At 55.9% G+C, this 16,862-nt stretch carries 15 protein-coding genes; 4 read left to right on the forward strand and 11 right to left on the reverse strand.

The window, feature by feature from the left end; translation table 11 throughout:
• Positions 1-16: 16 nt before the first annotated feature.
• Positions 17-1,402 carry a uracil-xanthine permease family protein gene (locus tag ACS0RQ_RS00465; protein WP_039080103.1) on the reverse strand — a complete coding sequence of 462 codons (1,386 nt, stop codon included), beginning with the start codon at positions 1,400-1,402 and terminating at the stop codon, positions 17-19.
• Positions 1,403-1,628: 226 nt separating this feature from the next.
• Here ACS0RQ_RS00465 and ACS0RQ_RS00470 point away from each other — a divergent pair, with 226 nt between their 5' ends.
• Entirely contained in the window at positions 1,629-2,306 is a 678-nt protein-coding gene (locus ACS0RQ_RS00470) for a hypothetical protein (protein WP_271849205.1), read from the forward strand.
• Here the strand turns inward: ACS0RQ_RS00470 and recG are convergent, their stop codons facing one another.
• The 5 genes from recG to gmk all read right to left on the reverse strand — a co-directional run bounded on the left by recG (position 2,307) and on the right by gmk (position 8,318).
• Positions 2,307-4,388: an ATP-dependent DNA helicase RecG gene (gene recG / locus ACS0RQ_RS00475; RefSeq protein ID WP_071195082.1), complete on the reverse strand. Its 2,082-nt coding sequence runs from the start codon at positions 4,386-4,388 to the stop codon at positions 2,307-2,309.
• A 5-nt stretch (positions 4,389-4,393) separates the two neighbouring features.
• On the reverse strand, positions 4,394-5,083 hold the full coding sequence (gene trmH / locus ACS0RQ_RS00480) for a tRNA (guanosine(18)-2'-O)-methyltransferase TrmH (RefSeq protein WP_039080105.1): 690 nt from the start codon (positions 5,081-5,083) through the stop codon (positions 4,394-4,396).
• Positions 5,084-5,214: 131 nt separating this feature from the next.
• Complete coding sequence (gene spoT / locus ACS0RQ_RS00485) at positions 5,215-7,347, reverse strand: bifunctional GTP diphosphokinase/guanosine-3',5'-bis pyrophosphate 3'-pyrophosphohydrolase (RefSeq protein WP_039080106.1); 2,133 nt, start codon at positions 7,345-7,347, stop codon at positions 5,215-5,217.
• Between the two features lie 18 nt (positions 7,348-7,365).
• Positions 7,366-7,641 (reverse strand): DNA-directed RNA polymerase subunit omega, encoded by a 276-nt coding sequence (gene rpoZ / locus ACS0RQ_RS00490; protein WP_000135058.1) that lies wholly within the window; start codon positions 7,639-7,641, stop codon positions 7,366-7,368.
• A 53-nt stretch (positions 7,642-7,694) separates the two neighbouring features.
• Positions 7,695-8,318 (reverse strand): guanylate kinase, encoded by a 624-nt coding sequence (gene gmk, locus ACS0RQ_RS00495; protein ID WP_039080107.1) that lies wholly within the window; start codon positions 8,316-8,318, stop codon positions 7,695-7,697.
• Positions 8,319-8,592: 274 nt separating this feature from the next.
• On the opposite strand from gmk, the gene ligB reads away from it, so the two are divergent.
• Positions 8,593-10,251, forward strand: a complete 1,659-nt coding sequence (gene ligB / locus ACS0RQ_RS00500) for an NAD-dependent DNA ligase LigB (RefSeq protein ID WP_499079255.1) — start codon at positions 8,593-8,595, stop codon at positions 10,249-10,251.
• An 80-nt stretch (positions 10,252-10,331) separates the two neighbouring features.
• Here the strand turns inward: ligB and ACS0RQ_RS00505 are convergent, their stop codons facing one another.
• Both ACS0RQ_RS00505 and ACS0RQ_RS00510 read right to left on the reverse strand, forming a co-directional pair.
• Entirely contained in the window at positions 10,332-11,576 is a 1,245-nt protein-coding gene (locus tag ACS0RQ_RS00505) for a glycoside hydrolase family 28 protein (protein WP_271849206.1), read from the reverse strand.
• 136 nt (positions 11,577-11,712) lie between these two features.
• Complete coding sequence (locus tag ACS0RQ_RS00510) at positions 11,713-12,576, reverse strand: YicC/YloC family endoribonuclease (RefSeq protein ID WP_108700444.1); 864 nt, start codon at positions 12,574-12,576, stop codon at positions 11,713-11,715.
• Between the two features lie 124 nt (positions 12,577-12,700).
• Here ACS0RQ_RS00510 and rph point away from each other — a divergent pair, with 124 nt between their 5' ends.
• Both rph and pyrE read left to right on the forward strand, forming a co-directional pair.
• Entirely contained in the window at positions 12,701-13,417 is a 717-nt protein-coding gene (rph, locus tag ACS0RQ_RS00515) for a ribonuclease PH (RefSeq protein WP_039080110.1), read from the forward strand.
• Between the two features lie 212 nt (positions 13,418-13,629).
• Positions 13,630-14,271 carry an orotate phosphoribosyltransferase gene (pyrE, locus tag ACS0RQ_RS00520; protein WP_039080111.1) on the forward strand — a complete coding sequence of 214 codons (642 nt, stop codon included), beginning with the start codon at positions 13,630-13,632 and terminating at the stop codon, positions 14,269-14,271.
• A gap of 81 nt (positions 14,272-14,352) precedes the next feature.
• On the opposite strand, the gene slmA is transcribed toward pyrE, so the two are convergent.
• The 3 genes from slmA to coaBC all read right to left on the reverse strand — a co-directional run bounded on the left by slmA (position 14,353) and on the right by coaBC (position 16,716).
• A complete protein-coding gene (gene slmA, locus ACS0RQ_RS00525; protein WP_039080112.1) occupies positions 14,353-14,949 on the reverse strand; it encodes a nucleoid occlusion factor SlmA in 597 nt (198 codons plus the stop codon).
• A 119-nt stretch (positions 14,950-15,068) separates the two neighbouring features.
• Positions 15,069-15,527: a dUTP diphosphatase gene (gene dut / locus ACS0RQ_RS00530; protein WP_039080113.1), complete on the reverse strand. Its 459-nt coding sequence runs from the start codon at positions 15,525-15,527 to the stop codon at positions 15,069-15,071.
• Positions 15,505-16,716 carry a bifunctional phosphopantothenoylcysteine decarboxylase/phosphopantothenate--cysteine ligase CoaBC gene (gene coaBC / locus ACS0RQ_RS00535; RefSeq protein ID WP_271849260.1) on the reverse strand — a complete coding sequence of 404 codons (1,212 nt, stop codon included), beginning with the start codon at positions 16,714-16,716 and terminating at the stop codon, positions 15,505-15,507. Before coaBC ends, dut begins: the two co-directional genes overlap by 23 nt.
• Between the last annotated feature and the right edge of the window lie 146 nt (positions 16,717-16,862).

Consider the following 16,862-nt stretch of genomic DNA (forward strand, 5'->3'; position numbering starts at 1 on the left):
GCTGCCTCTGTTGGGATTACTGCTTATCGGTAGGGAAAACCAGGTTCAGCACGATAGCGGTGATGCCACCGGCAGCGATACCGGAAGAGAGCAGGTTTTTCAGCCAGTCAGGAGCGAATTGCAGAATCATTGGCTGCTGGGAGACGCCCAGGCCAACGGCCAGCGACAGGGCGATGATCATGATTGCGCGGCGGTTCAGCGGCTCGCGGGAAACAATACGTACGCCAGATGCGGCAATGGTACCGAACATCACCAGCGTTGCACCGCCGAGCACCGGCTCAGGCAGTTGCTGAACGAAGGCGGCAACGGCCGGGAACAGACCCATCACCATCAGCATGACGGCAACGAAGAAACCCACATAACGGCTGGCGACGCCGGTGAGCTGAATCACGCCGTTGTTCTGGCCGAAACAGGAGTTCGGGAAGGTATTGAACACCGCAGAAACAAAGGAGTTCAGACCGTTTGCCAGTACGCCGCCTTTAAGGCGATTCATATAGGCCGGGCCGGAAACCGGCTGCTCAGAAACGTCAGAGGTCGCGGTGATATCGCCGATGGTTTCCAGCGAGGTGATCATAAACACCAGCATCAGCGGCAGCAGCAGGTTCCAGTCGATGCTCAGGCCATAATACAGCGGCGTGGGGATCATAAAGGTACTGCCCGGCGCGTTGTAAGCCGGAAGCATACCCATCATCATGGCGACGAGGTAGCCGACCGCCATCGCAATGACCAGGGAGGCGATACGCAGGTACGGGTTACGCTGGCGGTTCAGCAGAATGATGATGGCAAGAACGATACCTGCCAGCAGCAGGTTTTTCGGCGCGCCAAAGGTATGGTTTGCCATCGCGCCGAAGCCACCGCCCACAGACGTCAGGCCGACCTGAATCAGCGACAGGCCGATGATCATCACCACCACGCCGGAGACCAGCGGGGTAATGATGCGGCGGGCAAACGGCAGAATGCGGGAGATGACCATCTCGGTACAGCTTGCCAGCATCAGGGAGCCGAACAAGGCGGCCATCATCGTCGGCACATCGGCGCCGCCGGTTTTTAGTGCGGTTCCGCCCATAATTAATGGCGCAACGAAGTTAAAGCTGGTGCCCTGAATAGACAGCAGGCCGGACCCGACCGGGCCCCAGGCTTTAATCTGGATGATGGATGCGACGCCGGAGGCGAACAGCGACATGCTGATGATGTGCTGCGTATCCTGAGCCGGTAAACCCAGCGCCTGGCAAATCAGCAGGCCTGGCGTGATAACGCCAACAAACATCGCCAGCAGGTGCTGTAGCGCGGCAAAAATGGTTTGCGCCAGCGGTGGGCGGTCTTCAAGGCGGTAGATCAGCTCACTGGGCTGGGTATGCGCAACCGTTTGCGCATTTTCGGACTCGATGGTGTTGACAGACATCGCAAACAATCCCCTGATGGAAAAGCGGAGATTCTATCGGACTGTTTGGTAAAAGCAAACGGTTGCTAAACAATAAAACGTACTTTTATAAAGAATGTTGAGAGCGGCAAGTTGGGTTCTAAGGCCCCCCGATTTTAGGTGGTTCGCGCTTTTATCGTTCCGCAGAATTTGCGCAATGCTAAAATCATCGGCAATCGCGCATGATAATTAAAAATTAGGGATTGATATGAAAGGAAAAATACTGCTCGCCCTGGCCTTTTTCTCCGCCGGATGTCTCGCTGACGAATACGATCTGCATACCTGTCGTAATGGCAGTTTCCCCACCTGGCCAGGCGTCTTCAACCAGGCGAAAGTGAAAACCGATGCCAATGCCAACGTGCATTTTTACCGCGACGATGATGGCTGCCCGGGACAGGGTGAAGTGTGCGCAACAAAACCGTATCTGGTGGCGGGTGACACGGTACTGGTAGCACAAGAAGTGCCGGGCTGGAGCTGCGTCTGGTACTCAGGGAAAAAGCATGAATTTGTCGGCTGGATGCCCACTAAGTCCTTAGAAAAGCAGCCGATTCACAACGTGACGCTCGCCGAATGGACCGGTAAATGGCATGCCGAATTGGGTGACAATGAAATTCATATTACGTCTGTGGGGAAAGGGCAGATTAACGTCGAGGGACAGGCGACCTGGTATGGCGGAAAAGATTCGCAAGGATATGACATTGTCCATACCGGCGATCTCGATGAGACAATAACGCCACAAGGGAATGCGCTGCACTGGGGAAACCCGAAAGAGGGATACACTTGCAGCGGGGCGGCACAACTGGTTAATGGCAACTTAATCGTTCGTGATAGCGGCTATTGCGGCGGCATGAACGTCAGTTTTGATAACGTCTATCACAAACAGTAATCAGGCGTTTGAATAGCGCTCTGTTTCCGGCATCCAGCGCTCGATAAGGGCTTCGGCCTGCCGGGGATAGCGTTCGTGAATATGACGAGCAATGCGCTGCACTTCCGGGATCATCGCCTGGTCGCGCAGCAAATCAGCCACTTTGAACTCGGCATTCCCGGTCTGACGGGTGCCGAGCAATTCACCGGGGCCGCGAATCTCCAGATCTTTTTGCGCAATCACAAAGCCGTCGTTACTGTCGCGCAGCACCTGCAGGCGTTTTTGCGCGGTTTTCGACAGCGGTGATTTGTAGAGCAGCACGCAGTGTGAGGCTACCGCGCCGCGACCGACACGACCGCGTAGCTGGTGGAGTTGCGCAAGACCCAGACGCTCCGGGTTTTCGATAATCATCAGGCTGGCGTTGGGCACGTCCACGCCCACTTCGATCACGGTGGTCGCCACCAGAAGATGCATCTCGCCCTGTTTGAAGGCCTGCATCACCGCCTGTTTTTCCGCAGGCTTCATGCGTCCGTGGACCAGGCCGATATTCAGCTCCGGCAGGGACAGCTTTAACTCTTCCCACGTGGCTTCCGCTGCCTGGGCTTCCAGCAGATCGGACTCTTCAATCAACGTACAGACCCAGTAGGCCTGGCGACCTTCCCCGGTACAGGCGTTGCGTACGCGATCGATAATATCGCTGCGTCGGGTATCCGGAATGGCAACGGTGGTCACAGGCGTTCGGCCCGGTGGGAGTTCGTCGATAACCGAGGTGTCGAGATCGGCATAGGCGGTCATCGCCAGGGTGCGCGGAATGGGTGTTGCAGTCATGATCAACTGGTGGGGATGGAAGCCCTGTTGCTGGCCTTTCTCCCACAGCGCCAGGCGCTGATGTACGCCAAACCGATGCTGTTCGTCGATGATCACCAGCGCAAGGCCGTTAAACTGCACCTGTTCCTGGAAGATGGCGTGCGTGCCGACGATCATTTGTACCTGGCCGCTGGCAATGGCCTCTTGCTGCGCCTGGCGTGCTTTGCCTTTCTGCTTACCCGCCAGCCAGCCCACTTCCACGCCGAGCGGCGCGAACCAGTTGCGGAAATTGTTGGCGTGTTGTTCAGCCAGCAGCTCGGTCGGCGCCATCAGGGCCACCTGATTGCCGTTGGCAATCGCCCGCAATGCCGCCAGCGCCGCCACCAGCGTTTTCCCGGAACCCACGTCGCCCTGTACAAGGCGCATCATCGGCACATCGAGCGCCATATCGCGTTCAATTTCTGCCACCACGCGCGCCTGCGCGCCGGTAGGTTTGAACGGCAGCGAGGCCAGCAGGGCATTTTTCAGCCTATCCTGAGGATTCAGCGGCTTTGCGTGATAACGCTGCGCCCCGGCACGCAACGCCAGCATGCTGAGATTGTGTGCCAGTAACTCTTCGAGAATTAAACGTCTTTGCGCCGGGTGTTGCCCGGTTTCCAGCTCAGCAAGCTGCAGTGTCGGCGGCGGACGATGCAGAGTGCGCAAGGCTTCCGGCAGTGTCATCAGCCCCTGTGCCAGCTCTGGCGGTAGCAGTTCAGCAATCGCGCAAGTGGCAAGCAGGTCCAGCGCCTGGTCGGTGAGCTTGCGCAACGTCGCCTGTTTTATCCCCTCGGTCGTCGGATAAACAGGCGTTAAGGTTTCCTGTAATTCCGGGGTACTGAGATCGCCCTGAACACGGTATTCCGGGTGGATCATCTCTGCGCCGAACTTCCCGCGTTTTGCTTCACCGTAGGCCAGCACGCGACGCCCGGTCGCGAGGCTGTTTTTCATCGCCGCGTTGAAGTTGAAAAAACGCATGGTCAGAATGCCGGAACCGTCGCTTATCTGGCAGGTCATCATCCGACGCCCGCCAAAGGTAATGTTGCAGTTCAGCACTTCGCCTTCCACCGTGGCATAAATGCCCGGCAGCAGGTCGGCAATGGGGTAGAGTTGGGTGCGATCTTCGTAGCGTAGAGGCAGGTGCAGCAGTAAATCCTGCACCGTGTGCAGGCCGATTTTTGCAAGTTTGCTGGCCTGCGCCGCACCAACGCCGGTAAGGGTATTGAGGGGAACGGCATCCAACAGGCGACCTTGCATAGGCGTTATCTCGCAGCCTGCATGGTGGCCCACCAGGCGTCGTCGGCGTCCACTTCGCCATGCTCGTTGACGCGGGGATAAGGCAGACCTTTGCGTTTTGCCACGCGCGCCAGTACCGGGTAACCACCTTCAAACAGCCGACGCTGTTGTTCTTCATCCGGCAGCATGCTGTTTTCGCGCAGGTACATGCCAGCATTTTGCCGTTGGCGCTGGGCTTCGTAGAGGATAAGCGCCGAGGCGACGGAGACGTTCAGCGACTGCACCATACCGATCATCGGGATGATAATGTCCTGATCCGCCAGATCTAATGCTTCCTGGCTGATCCCGGTTTTCTCCTGCCCCATCAAAATACAGGTGGGACGGGTGTAGTCGATCTCGCGAAAATCTACGGCTTTGTCTGAGAGGTGTGTCGCCAGGATCTGCATTCCCGCCGCTTTCAGTTGGGAAACGGCGTCACCGATGGTCGGGTGCGTTTTCACTTCCACCCAACTGTTGCTGCCCGCAGCGGATGACAGCATGGTATGCATGCGACGACTCGGCCAGACGGCGTGAACTTCATGTACGCCGACGGCGTCTGCGGTGCGGATAATCGCGGAGACGTTATGCGGTTTGTGGACCTGCTCCATGCATACGGTCAGGTCCGGCTGACGTCTGGCTAGCATCTCGCGGATTCGCGCATAACGTTGTGCATTCATATACACTTCATCCTTCAAATTGCCTCAGCGTTAGCTGCACTCTCTCGCCCCAGTTACGTACTTCTGTTCGCTCCTGGGGTTTCATTCGCTTGCTGCCTCGATGCAATTCGAATGCTTTGGTGTAGGACATACTAGTTTCGGTTACGAGTGACTTTAATCACATCCGGCATGACGCGGATTTTGCGCATGATGTTCGCCAGGTGGACGCGATCGCGAGACGTCAGACGGATAAAGGCGCTGTAAACGCGGCCGTCTTTTTCTTCCGTGTTCAGGCTTTGAATATTGGAAGACGCGGTGTTGATTGCCGCGGTCAGATTCGCCAGTGCGCCCTGATGGTTGAACATATCTACCTTGATTTCGGTGATAAATTCCTGCGCGGTGTCCTTGTCCCACTCAACGGCCATAAACTTCTCTGGCTCTTTCTGGTAGCCACGGATGTTACGGCAAGATTCATGGTGGATAACCAGCCCTTTGCCGGGGCTAACATGCGCTACAATCGGGTCGCCGGGAATCGGACGACAGCACTTCGCGAAGGTGATCAGCACACCATCCGCACCTTTGATCGGCAAATGTCCGCCACTGGCACTGACACTCGCGGCGGTACCGGTGCTTTGCGCTGTCGCCGTCGCTTCGCCCTGCTGCAGGTTCTTCGCCACTACCACGCTCATGGCGTTGCCGAGGCCGATTTCCGCCAGCAGATCGTCAAGCGAGGCGAGCTTCATGCGGTCCAGTTCGCGCTGAATATGTTCTTGCGGAATTTCCGCCAGCTTACGGCTTCCACCCAGTGCGTGGTTGAGCAGACGGCGGCCAAGGCTCACCGAATCATCACGCTTGAGGTTTTTCAGCAACTGGCGAATTTTGGCGCGCGCTTTTGAGCTCACGACAAAGTTAAGCCATGCCGCGTTCGGACGAGCGCCCGGCGCGGTAATGATTTCTACGGTTTGCCCGCTCGAAAGCGACTGCGACAGAGGATATGGCTGCCTGTCGACGCGTGCGCCCACACAGGCGTGGCCGATGTCGGTGTGAACCGCATAGGCGAAGTCGACCGGGGTCGCGCCTGCTGGCAGTTCCACGATGCGGCCTTCCGGGGTGAAAACATAAATCTCATCCGGGAAGAGATCAGATTTAACGCTCTCAATAAATTCAAACGAGCTGCCTGCGCTCTGTTGCAGTTCGAGCAGGCTTTGCATCCAGCGCTGGGCGCGGATTTGTGCGGTGGTGCTGGTTTCGCCGTGCTCTTTATAGGCCCAGTGTGCTGCAACCCCCATTTCCGCCATCTGGTCCATGTCTTCGGTGCGAATTTGCACTTCAACCGGGACGCCGTGAGGACCGATCATCGAGGTGTGCAGAGACTGATAGCCGTTCGCTTTTGGAATGGCGATATAGTCTTTAACGCGACCCGGACGCGGTTTGTAGAGGCTGTGCATCTGGCCCAGCACGCGATAGCAGGTGTCGGAATCATGGACGATAACGCGGAAGGCGTAGATATCCATAATCGAGTGAAAACGCTGCTCTTTGAGCACCATCTTGCAGTAGATGGAGTACAGGTGTTTTTCGCGACCGCTGACGCGACACGGAATTCCCGCTTCCTGCAGACGCCCTTCGATTTCAGAAAGGATCTTCTGAATCATCTCTTTACGGTTACCGCGCGCAGCTTTTACCACTTCTTTGATGACGCGATAACGGTTCGGATACAACGCTTCAAAGCCCAGCTCTTCAAGCTCGGTTTTGATGTGATGAATACCTAAACGGTGCGCCAGCGGGCTGTAAATTTCGAGAGTTTCACGGGCGATGCGGCGACGTTTATCCGGGCGAAGAGAGCCCAGCGTGCGCATGTTGTGAGTACGGTCGGCGAGTTTGATGAGAATGACGCGGATATCCTGCACCATCGCCATAATCATCTTGCGAAAGTTTTCGGCCTGCGCCTCTTTCTTATCGCGGAACTTGAGCTTATCAAGCTTTGACACCCCTTCTACCAGTTCGGCAACGCTTTTGCCAAATAGCTGTTCCATGTCCTGGTAGGTTGCGGGGGTATCTTCAATCACGTCATGCAGCAGCGCGGCCATCAGCGTTTCGTAGTCGAGTTTCATCTCGGCCAGGATACAGGCTACGGCAACCGGGTGCGTGATATAGGGTTCACCACTTGAACGTGTCTGGCCCTCGTGAGCGTCACGTGCAACGAGATACGCCTGCCGAAGACGCTTGATCTGGTCTTCCGGCAGGTAGTTTTGAATCAGTTGATTCAGACTTTCAAACAGATACAAGGGCGACCCGCTTATTGATTAACGACGACCTTCAGCAATAGCGGTAACGGCTTGTAATTCAGCGGCTTCCTGCTCTTGCTGTTCCTGGCGCTCACGTACGTCGAGGATCTGATTGTTGATCAGACCTTCTTCGATTTCGCGCAGCGCGATAACGGTGGTTTTATCGTTTTCTTCCGGTACCAGCGGATCCTTTCCGCCTACCTGCATCTGACGAGCGCGACGCGCGGCGACCAGTACCAGGTCAAAACGGTTACCAATTTTCTCTACAGCGTCCTGAACAGTTACGCGTGCCATATTTAAAATGCTCCACAGATGGTGATGGACTGGGCATGATACTGAATGTGAGTTCAGTCTGCCAACAGTTTGCTGATTAAAGCGTCATGTCGCTGCATCTGGCGGCCCATACGCAGACGTTCGGCGCGAATGATGGTTTTGAGGTCGCCCAGGGCGGTATCGAAATCATCGTTCACAATAAGGTAATCATATTCTGCGTAATGGCTCATTTCCGCAACTGCTTGCGCCATGCGCTTTGCGATAACATCTTCGCTGTCCTGACCGCGACCACGCAGACGTCTGTCCAGCTCGATTTTCGACGGCGGCAAAATAAAGATGCTGCGCGCCTGCGGCATTCTCATGCGGATTTGCTGTGCGCCCTGCCAGTCAATATCCAGGAATACATCTACGCCGGTTTTAAGAACCTGCTCAATCGTAGCGCGCGATGTGCCGTAATAATTGCCAAATACCTCGGCGTGCTCAAGGAAGGCGTCATCATCAATCATCGCTTTAAATTCGGCATGATTAACGAAGAAATAGTGTTCACCGTGCACTTCACCCGGACGCGGCGCGCGCGTGGTGTGTGAAACAGAAACCTGGGTGTCATACAACGGTTGGGTTTTTAATAAAGCCTGAATGAGGCTTGATTTACCCGCGCCACTGGGGGCGGAAACAATATAAAGCGTGCCTTGAGCCATGAGAGTCTTTTGTATGTGAATTGCGAAAGGAAACTTACATACGTGCCTATTATACACAACGGCGCAACGTGACGTAGCCCTCGTCACACTTTTTACTGTGGATAATGGTGTTTTGCGCGCCTTTTCCCTGATTTGCCACCCTTTTTCTGCAAACGGTGAAAAACGCCGGAACCCACCTCGCAAACTCTGTTTTAGTGCCTCGAAAACCTATTTCCGTCGCGATATACCCGCTGCATTCAGCTAAGGAGACGGCGAAATGTGGATAAGGATATTTATGATGATCGGCACGGTGGTCTGGAGCGTATGCAGCAACGCGGCCTGCCCGGTGTGGACGCCAGCGCGAGCAGAACAAGAGATTGCACAACTGGAAAAACAGATTGCGCAGTGGAATGAGGATTACTGGCTGCAGGGCGCGAGCGCCGTGAGCGACGATGTTTACGACAATCTCAATGCCCAGCTTGCGAACTGGCGGCGCTGTTTTGGGCAGGAGACGGTCGGTGATGCGCCAGCCGTAGCGGGCGGTACGGTAAGGCACCCGATTGCCCATACGGGGGTTGATAAACTGCGTAATAAAGACGCGCTGCGTAAATGGATGGCGGGTAAAGCAGCTCTTTGGGCACAGCCGAAAGTGGACGGCGTGGCGGTCACACTGGTCTATCGCCACGGCAAACTGGAGCGGGTCATCAGCCGGGGGAATGGACTGGCAGGCGAAGACTGGACGGAGAATGCCCACCGTATTCCCGCACTGCCGCAAACTGTTACCGGCGCACTGGCAAACAGCGTCTTACAAGGCGAGCTGTTTTTAAAGCGCGATGGCCATATTCAAAAACAGATGGGTGGCATGAACGCCCGGGCCAAAGTGGCGGGCGCCATGATGAGACGAGGCGGGTCGGATGTGTTAAGCGACATTGCCGTCTTTATCTGGAGCTGGCCGGACGGGCCGCAAGCGTTAGCGCATCGCCTGCAATTATTAACGCAGGCCGGGTTTGACTGGGTGGAACGCTACAGTGTGCCCGTCACCAATATCAATGAGGTGGAGGTCCTTCGCGAACGCTGGTTCACTACCGCGCTGCCCTTTGTGACCGATGGCGTGGTGGTACGAAGTGCTCAAGAGCCGCAAGGAAAACAGTGGCTCCCTGGGCAGGGTGTCTGGGTCGCGGCATGGAAATATCCGCCAGTTGAACAGGTCGCCGAGGTGAAAAATATCCGCTTTACCGTCGGGCGTACCGGGAAAATTGCTGTCGTTGCTCATCTGGAGCCGGTACAACTGGACGATAAACGTGTGCAGCGGGTCAATGTTGGTTCCGTGCGGCGTTGGCAGGAGCTGGATATTGCGCCTGGCGACCGGGTAGTGGTGAGCCTTGCAGGACAAGGGATCCCACGTATTGATGATGTGGTCTGGCGCGGGCAGGTTCGCGTTAAACCGCAGCCGCCTGCCCCGGTTTTCACGCCGCTCACCTGTTTTTATGCCTCGCCAGAATGTCAGGATCAATTTCTGGCCCGGCTGACGTGGCTGAGTTCAAAGCAGGCGCTGGATATTGAGGGGCTGGGGGAGGCGGGTTGGCGTGCGTTGCATCAGGCGCATCGGTTTGAACATCTCTTTTCCTGGCTGGCGTTAACCGAAACGCAGCTACAGGAAACAGCCGGGATAACACCTGCTCGCGGACGGCAGCTTTGGCATCGCTTCGAACTTGCCCGGGAGCGGCCCTTTGTGCGCTGGGTTTATGCCCTTGGTCTGCCGTTAACGACGTCGGCAATTCAGGCTGCCGGGGATACCCACTGGCAGCAGATGCAGGACCGAAGCGACCAGGCGTGGCAGCGCCTGCCGGGCATCGGTGCCCGGAAAGCCCGCCAGGTCATGACTTTTATTCAGGAGCCAGTGGTTAAGACGCTGGTGGCCTGGCTGGGTGAGCACGGAATTGCTGGCTTTTAGCGCCGTCACTTTTGCAGCAGCGATGAGATCTTTCGCTATGACGGCCATATTTTGCTTTGCGATGTTCCCACGTGTTTATCTCAAGGGCATGATCCCGTGGGGCCTGGCGCGATTGTGCCCTGGATAATGGCGTATTTTTTGTGCATTTCCGAACCCCTGGCAAGCGTCACATTTTTCAGGGTGGTCACAATCGGATTGCTGTCGCTGTCTCCCTGAAATGTCAGCGTACCTGCCGTAAGCACTTTCACATGATCAAACGTGATATCGCGAAAGATGGGGAGCAGATGCCCTTCTTTAGGTTCGTAGCGCGTGTCCAGAACAATCGGGTTTTTCACGTTTTCCATGCAGATATTGCGATAGGTGACTCCGGTGACCAGACCACCGCGCGAGCGGTCGCTTTTAATGCGCAGCCCGTTGGTTGTGCCGTTCAGGGTGAGCTGGTTGACGTCCACATCACTCACACCTTTATTGACTTCGCTACCAATGGACATGCCGTGCCCGGAGCCAAAGTGGTTATCCACAATGGAGATATGGGATGCGCTGGTATTCCCGGCCTTAATGGCGACATTATCGTCCCCGGTGCCGATCACACTGTGGGTGAGCGTCACGTTCGTCGAGCCCATAGGATCAAAACCATCCGTATTGCGCGCGAAAGCGGGGGTGTCGATAGTGATCCCCCACAGGGTCAGCCCGTTGCTGCGGTTGCCCACTATGTGGAAATTCGGCGCGTTTTTAAGGGTTATCTGGTACAGCGTGATATCTGAGGAGTTATCAATCTGGATTAAGCGAGGCGCATTCTGTTTGCTGTCGCTTTTTTGCGCCTCTTTTGCCAGTTGCCACCATGTCTGGTTTCGCCCAGCCATGACCGTGCCACCCTGACCATCAATTGTCCCCTGTCCATAAATCCCGCTGCCGACCGCGTCCCTAATCCAGATAAACGGTTTACAGCCCTTCCCTGAATCATCCAGCGTGCCACAGGTCTGTTTGCCTGTGTCGAAGCGGGCCGGGTTGGCGACAGCCCTCAGCGTTGCTCCTTTATCAATCGCAAGGCTAACGCCCGATGGCAGGCTGAGTGGGCCACTGTAGAAGGTATCCGTGTTTTCTGCTGCGGCCAGATGCACTGTTTTTCCGCGAGCGCAGGTATTGAGCGCCGTCTGGATTGCCTGCGTTGCATCGTCTGTTCCGCTGGCATAAAGGGTCTGACAAGGCGACGGTGTGACGGGTTGGGTGACGGTGCGCGTATCTCCTGCCTGTGCCCCTGCGGCACAGAGCATCAGTATGGCCGTTAGCGTACGAACATGAATCGGTCGCGAGGGTGAAGACATAAAAAGTCCGGACAGGTGGAAACCTGAAAATCACAATACCGGGGGCGGTACGGACCTGTAAAGCGATGGCCGGGAGCGGAGGGCAGAAAATAAAAAAGCCCGCAGCGTTGCGGGCTTTCAGGGCGCGGGCTCGGGATTATTCGATGTTCTGGATCTGCTCACGCATCTGCTCAATCAACACTTTCAGCTCAATGGCTGAATTGGTGACATCGGCATTGATAGATTTAGACGCCAGGGTGTTCGACTCACGGTTGAACTCCTGCATCATAAAGTCGAGACGGCGGCCCACAGCCTCTTTCTTCTTGAGGATGTTGTAGGTTTCTTTAACGTGCGCTTCCAGACGGTCAAGCTCTTCGGCAACGTCGATACGTTGTGCCATCAGCACCAGCTCTTGTTCCAGTCGGTTATTTTCCAACTGGACCTGCGCTTCTTCCAGTTTTGCTACCAGGCGGTCGCGCTGCCATTGCAGGATTTCCGGCATCTGTGCACGCACGTTTTTCACTTCAGTGCTGACGCCTTCCAGACGCTGCTCAATTAAGGCTTTCAGCGCCTGGCCTTCGGTTTCGCGGGCGATGATAAAATCGTCCAGCGCGCCATCAAGGGCAGACAGAATTTCAGCGGCAATGGCGTCCAGATCCTGTTCCTGAGCGGCCATAACGCCCGGCCAACGCAGAATATCCACCGGGTTGATTTCGCCTTCATCGCTCTGCATTTTGACCCAGTTGGCGGCGTTCACCAGCTGTTTTGCCAGTTTCTCGTTGAGAATCAGTTCGCTTTGGGCGCTGGCGTCAGGTTCAAAACGCAGATTACATTCGATTTTCCCGCGAGTCAGACGCGTACGGATGCGCTCGCGAACCACAGGTTCCAGGCTACGAAATTGTTCCGGCAGACGGAAGTAAGTTTCAAGATAACGCTGGTTTACCGAGCGCAGTTCCCATGAGGCAGAGCCCCAGCTACCCTTGATTTCACGCCGGGCGTAGGCGGTCATACTGCGGATCATAGACGTTCCCGTTTTTTAAGGAGAGATGCGGGGATTATAGCTTTCATGGGCTTATCAGGATAGGAATAACCTTGGTAAGCCAGTATAATGCGCAGCCACATTCGTAACAGCCGGAGAAATCATCATGCGTCCATCAGGCCGTAGCACCACCGAGGTGCGTCCCGTCACCCTGACCCGTAATTACACAAAACACGCAGAAGGCTCCGTGCTGGTTGAATTTGGTGATACCAAAGTGCTGTGCACCGCCACCCTTGAAGAGGGTGTGCCGCGTTTCCTCAAAGGCCAGGGCCAGGGCTGGATCACCGCCGAATATGGCATGCTGCCGCGTTCCACCCACACCCGTAACGCGCGCGAAGCGGCGAAGGGCAAACAGGGCGGGCGCACCATGGAAATTCAGCGTCTTATCGCCCGTGCGCTGCGTGCGGCGGTAGACTTAACGGCGCTGGGTGAATACACCATTACCCTGGACTGCGACGTGATTCAGGCCGATGGCGGTACCCGTACTGCCTCCATCACCGGAGCATGCGTTGCGCTGGCCGATGCGCTGAACGCGTTGGTAAGCGCAGGCAAACTGAAAGCGAACCCGATGAAAGGGCTGGTGGCGGCGGTTTCAGTCGGCATCGTCAATGGCGAAGCGGTTTGCGATCTGGAATACGTGGAAGACTCCGCAGCGGAAACCGATATGAACGTAGTGATGACCGAAGATGGGCGCATCATTGAAGTTCAGGGCACCGCCGAGGGCGAACCGTTCACCCACGAAGAACTCCTGACCTTGCTGGCGTTGGCCCGAGGGGGAATCGAATCGATTATTGCGACGCAGAAAGCGGCGTTGGCAAACTAGTTTTTAAGGCGACTGAGAAGTCGCCTTTTTTTTGTCCATAGAAAAGTGAAACCCTTTCCCAGCCGGCGTTATCGGCGAAGACCGTTTGAACGCGGACAGCGCGGAAAATCCGGAACGTACACGAAGTACGTGAGGATTTGAGCACTGCCCAGGTTAAAACTGGCAAGTAAGATAGCCTGATGGGGACAGGTTCTTAGATGAGGAGCGAATCCATGAAACAGTATCAGCGTGAGTTTATTGAGTTTGCGCTTAACAAACAGGTACTCAAGTTTGGCGAGTTCACCCTGAAATCCGGGCGTAAGAGCCCCTATTTCTTTAACGCCGGCCTGTTTAATACCGGGCGTGATCTGGCGTTGCTGGGCCGTTTTTATGCCGCCGCGCTGGTGGATTCGAAAATTGATTTCGACCTGTTGTTTGGCCCGGCCTACAAAGGTATCCCTATCGCGACCACCACAGCAGTCGCGCTGGCTGAGCATCACGAGCGTGACGTGCCGTATTGCTTTAACCGCAAAGAGGCCAAAGACCACGGTGAAGGTGGCACGCTGGTCGGCAGCGCATTGCAGGGCCGCGTCATGCTGGTGGATGATGTGATCACTGCCGGTACTGCAATTCGCGAATCCATGGAGATAATCCAGGCGAACGGCGCGACGCTGGCAGGCGTGCTGATCTCCCTTGATCGTCAGGAGCGTGGACGCGCGGATATTTCCGCGATCCAGGAAGTGGAGCGCGACTACGGCTGCAAAGTGATTTCAATTATCACCCTGAAAGAGCTGATTGCTTATCTGGAAGAGAAGCCGGAAATGGCTGACCATCTGGCCGCGGTGAAGGCATATCGGGAAGAGTACGGGATTTAATAGTATTCCCGGCGTACCTGGGATAGATCGAAAGAGTTGCCCGGATAAGGCGGTTAACCGCCATCCGGGATAACTTATCGTTTATTGCAACTGTGCAGCCAGCAAGGGCCAGCGTGCTTCAAACTCATCGGTCGGACTGTATTTGAACTCGCTACGCACATAGCGCGACAACATCCCCTCACAAAACGACAGCAACTGACTTGCCAGCAGCGTTTCGTCAGTGACGTAGCCTTCGCCTTCACGCATCTTCTTTTCGCGCAGCACCTGGCGAATCTGGGATTCGATACGCTCGAAAAGCTGATTGATACGCCCCTGTAAGCGATCCTGTTCAAACATCAGCGCATGACCGGTAAGAATGCGGGTCAGCCCTGGATTACGCTCACCAAACCCCAGAATCAGTTGCACAATCAGACGCAGGCGCGCTGTGGTGTCCTTTTCATCTTTCATGATCAGGTTGATACGGGTAATCAGGCTATCTTCGATAAACTCAATGAGGCTATCGAACATGCGTGTCTTGCTAGGGAAATGACGGTACAAAGCGGCCTCGGAGACGCCAACAGACGCCGCCAGTTTTGCCGTCGTGATGCGTTGACTTCCATCGCTGGATTCAAGCATCAGTGCCAGAGACTGAAGTATTTCTTCGCGACGATTCCTTTTCGCGGTTTGTTTTTCTGCCATGTTGCAAAATACCCCTGAAATAAGCGCTTATCAGGCGAACATCCACGCGGCGGCCGCAAACCGGTGTTTGCGGAAATGTTATGGCGTTATTTCGCCGCAGGATGCGTTAAATGGGCTGCTTATTTACGCCCGGAGTGACCGAAGCCACCTTCACCACGATCTGTGGCGTCAAACTCTTCAACCAAATTAAATTCAGCCTGAACGACCGGGACAAACACCATTTGCGCGATGCGCTCACCGGGTTCAATGGTAAAGCTGTCCTGACCACGGTTCCAGACGGATACCATCAGTTGCCCCTGATAGTCAGAGTCAATGAGCCCTACCAGGTTACCCAGCACAATACCATGCTTATGGCCAAGGCCAGAGCGCGGCAGAATCACTGCGGCAAGCGACGGATCGGCAATATGAATCGCCAGACCGGTCGGCAGCAGGGTGGTCGCGCCCGGTGCCAGCTCTACGGCGTCGTCGAGACAGGCACGCAGATCAAGGCCGGCAGAACCGGCGGTGGCGTAGGTCGGCAGTGGGAATTGCTTGCCTACACGCGGGTCCAGAATCTTAACGTCGATTTTTTTCATCATAACGGGTAACGATCTCGTCCAGTAATAAGTGGCCTAACTGTTCCTTGCTCTTTAGCGGTAAATGTTTATCGCCATCCTGCCAGAAAAGATGCAAAGCGTTATTGTCGCTATTAAAGCCTTGATTTGATTGCGAAACGTCGTTAGCGCAGATCAGGTCGAGGTTTTTGCGGGCACGTTTTTGCCGGGCATATTCTTCCACATTATTTGTTTCGGCGGCAAACCCAACGACATAGGGGCGATGCTCGGTCAATGCGGCGACACCGGCGACGATATCCGGGTTTTTGACCATTTTTATTGTTAATTCATCGCCTTGCTTTTTGATTTTTTCGTCGGCAATGGCGGCGGCGCGATAATCCGCGACGGCGGCACAGCCAATAAAAATGTGCTGCTGCTGAGCAAGACCCTGTACTGCGGCCTCCATCTCCAGAGCGGTAGTCACGTCAATCCGTTTGACCCATGCTGGCGTTGCCAACGACACCGGGCCTGCCACCAGCGTCACGTTAGCGCCACGACGGGCAGCCGCCGCAGCGATGGCAAAGCCCATCTTGCCGGAGCTGTGGTTTGTAATATAACGCACCGGATCCAGCGGCTCGCGGGTCGGACCGGCGGTAATCATGATGTTCAGATGTTGCAGATCGTTGACAGGCGAGAAATGCGCGGCGGCGAGATCAACGATGGTTAGCGGATCCAGCATCCGGCCCGGCCCAATGTCGCCGCAGGCCTGGCTGCCGCTATCCGGGCCCCACAATAACAGGCCGCGCGAGGCCAGCACCTCTAAATTATGCTGAGTGGCGGCGGCGCGGTACATCTGCTGGTTCATGGCAGGCACAACCGCAACCGGAGAAGGCGTGGCAAGGCAGATTGTTGACACCAGGTCATTGGCCATACCGGCGGCGACGCGCGCGATTAAATCGGCGGTGGCGGGGGCGAGAATGACCAGGTCGGCCCATTTGCCAAGCTCAATATGGCCCATTGCGGCTTCGGCGGCCGGGTCGAGCAGACTGTCGGAAACCGGGTAGCCGGAAACCGCCTGCAGGCTCAGCGGCGTAATAAAGGCTTTCGCTGCTTCGGTCATCGCAACGCGCACATCGGCGCCGCGATCGCGCAGACGACGCACCAGTTCAGGCGCTTTGTAAGCCGCGATGCCGCCGCTTATGCCGAGAACGATTTTTTTACCCGCCAGACTCATCATGACTCTTTCCTGTTGGATTTCACCAGAAGGCGGGCATTTTATCACAATCCTGGTGCTGTCGTGCTTTTGCCCGTCGTGCTCTTTGCGAGGTATTACGCAAGTGTGGCGATCCCGTGTCGATGGCCCTTTTCGCTTGTGGCAGC

The sequence above is a fragment of the Phytobacter diazotrophicus genome (genome assembly GCF_052061655.1).
In the GTDB taxonomy this organism is placed as follows: Bacteria; Pseudomonadota; Gammaproteobacteria; order Enterobacterales; family Enterobacteriaceae; genus Phytobacter; species Phytobacter diazotrophicus.

Excerpts from the sequence above, each read along its gene's own strand:
- rph (WP_039080110.1), top strand. The coding sequence starts at position 12,701 with ATGCGTCCATCAGGCCGTAGCACCACCGAGGTGCGTCCCGTCACCCTG.
- ACS0RQ_RS00465 (WP_039080103.1), bottom strand. The coding sequence starts at position 1,402 with ATGTCTGTCAACACCATCGAGTCCGAAAATGCGCAAACGGTTGCGCAT.
- trmH (WP_039080105.1), bottom strand. The coding sequence starts at position 5,083 with ATGAATGCACAACGTTATGCGCGAATCCGCGAGATGCTAGCCAGACGT.
- coaBC (WP_271849260.1), bottom strand. The coding sequence starts at position 16,716 with ATGAGTCTGGCGGGTAAAAAAATCGTTCTCGGCATAAGCGGCGGCATC.
- gmk (WP_039080107.1), bottom strand. The coding sequence starts at position 8,318 with ATGGCTCAAGGCACGCTTTATATTGTTTCCGCCCCCAGTGGCGCGGGT.
- recG (WP_071195082.1), bottom strand. The coding sequence starts at position 4,388 with ATGCAAGGTCGCCTGTTGGATGCCGTTCCCCTCAATACCCTTACCGGC.
- ACS0RQ_RS00470 (WP_271849205.1), top strand. The coding sequence starts at position 1,629 with ATGAAAGGAAAAATACTGCTCGCCCTGGCCTTTTTCTCCGCCGGATGT.
- rpoZ (WP_000135058.1), bottom strand. The coding sequence starts at position 7,641 with ATGGCACGCGTAACTGTTCAGGACGCTGTAGAGAAAATTGGTAACCGT.
- pyrE (WP_039080111.1), top strand. The coding sequence starts at position 13,630 with ATGAAACAGTATCAGCGTGAGTTTATTGAGTTTGCGCTTAACAAACAG.
- slmA (WP_039080112.1), bottom strand. The coding sequence starts at position 14,949 with ATGGCAGAAAAACAAACCGCGAAAAGGAATCGTCGCGAAGAAATACTT.
- dut (WP_039080113.1), bottom strand. The coding sequence starts at position 15,527 with ATGATGAAAAAAATCGACGTTAAGATTCTGGACCCGCGTGTAGGCAAG.
- ligB (WP_499079255.1), top strand. The coding sequence starts at position 8,593 with ATGATGATCGGCACGGTGGTCTGGAGCGTATGCAGCAACGCGGCCTGC.
- ACS0RQ_RS00505 (WP_271849206.1), bottom strand. The coding sequence starts at position 11,576 with ATGTCTTCACCCTCGCGACCGATTCATGTTCGTACGCTAACGGCCATA.
- ACS0RQ_RS00510 (WP_108700444.1), bottom strand. The coding sequence starts at position 12,576 with ATGATCCGCAGTATGACCGCCTACGCCCGGCGTGAAATCAAGGGTAGC.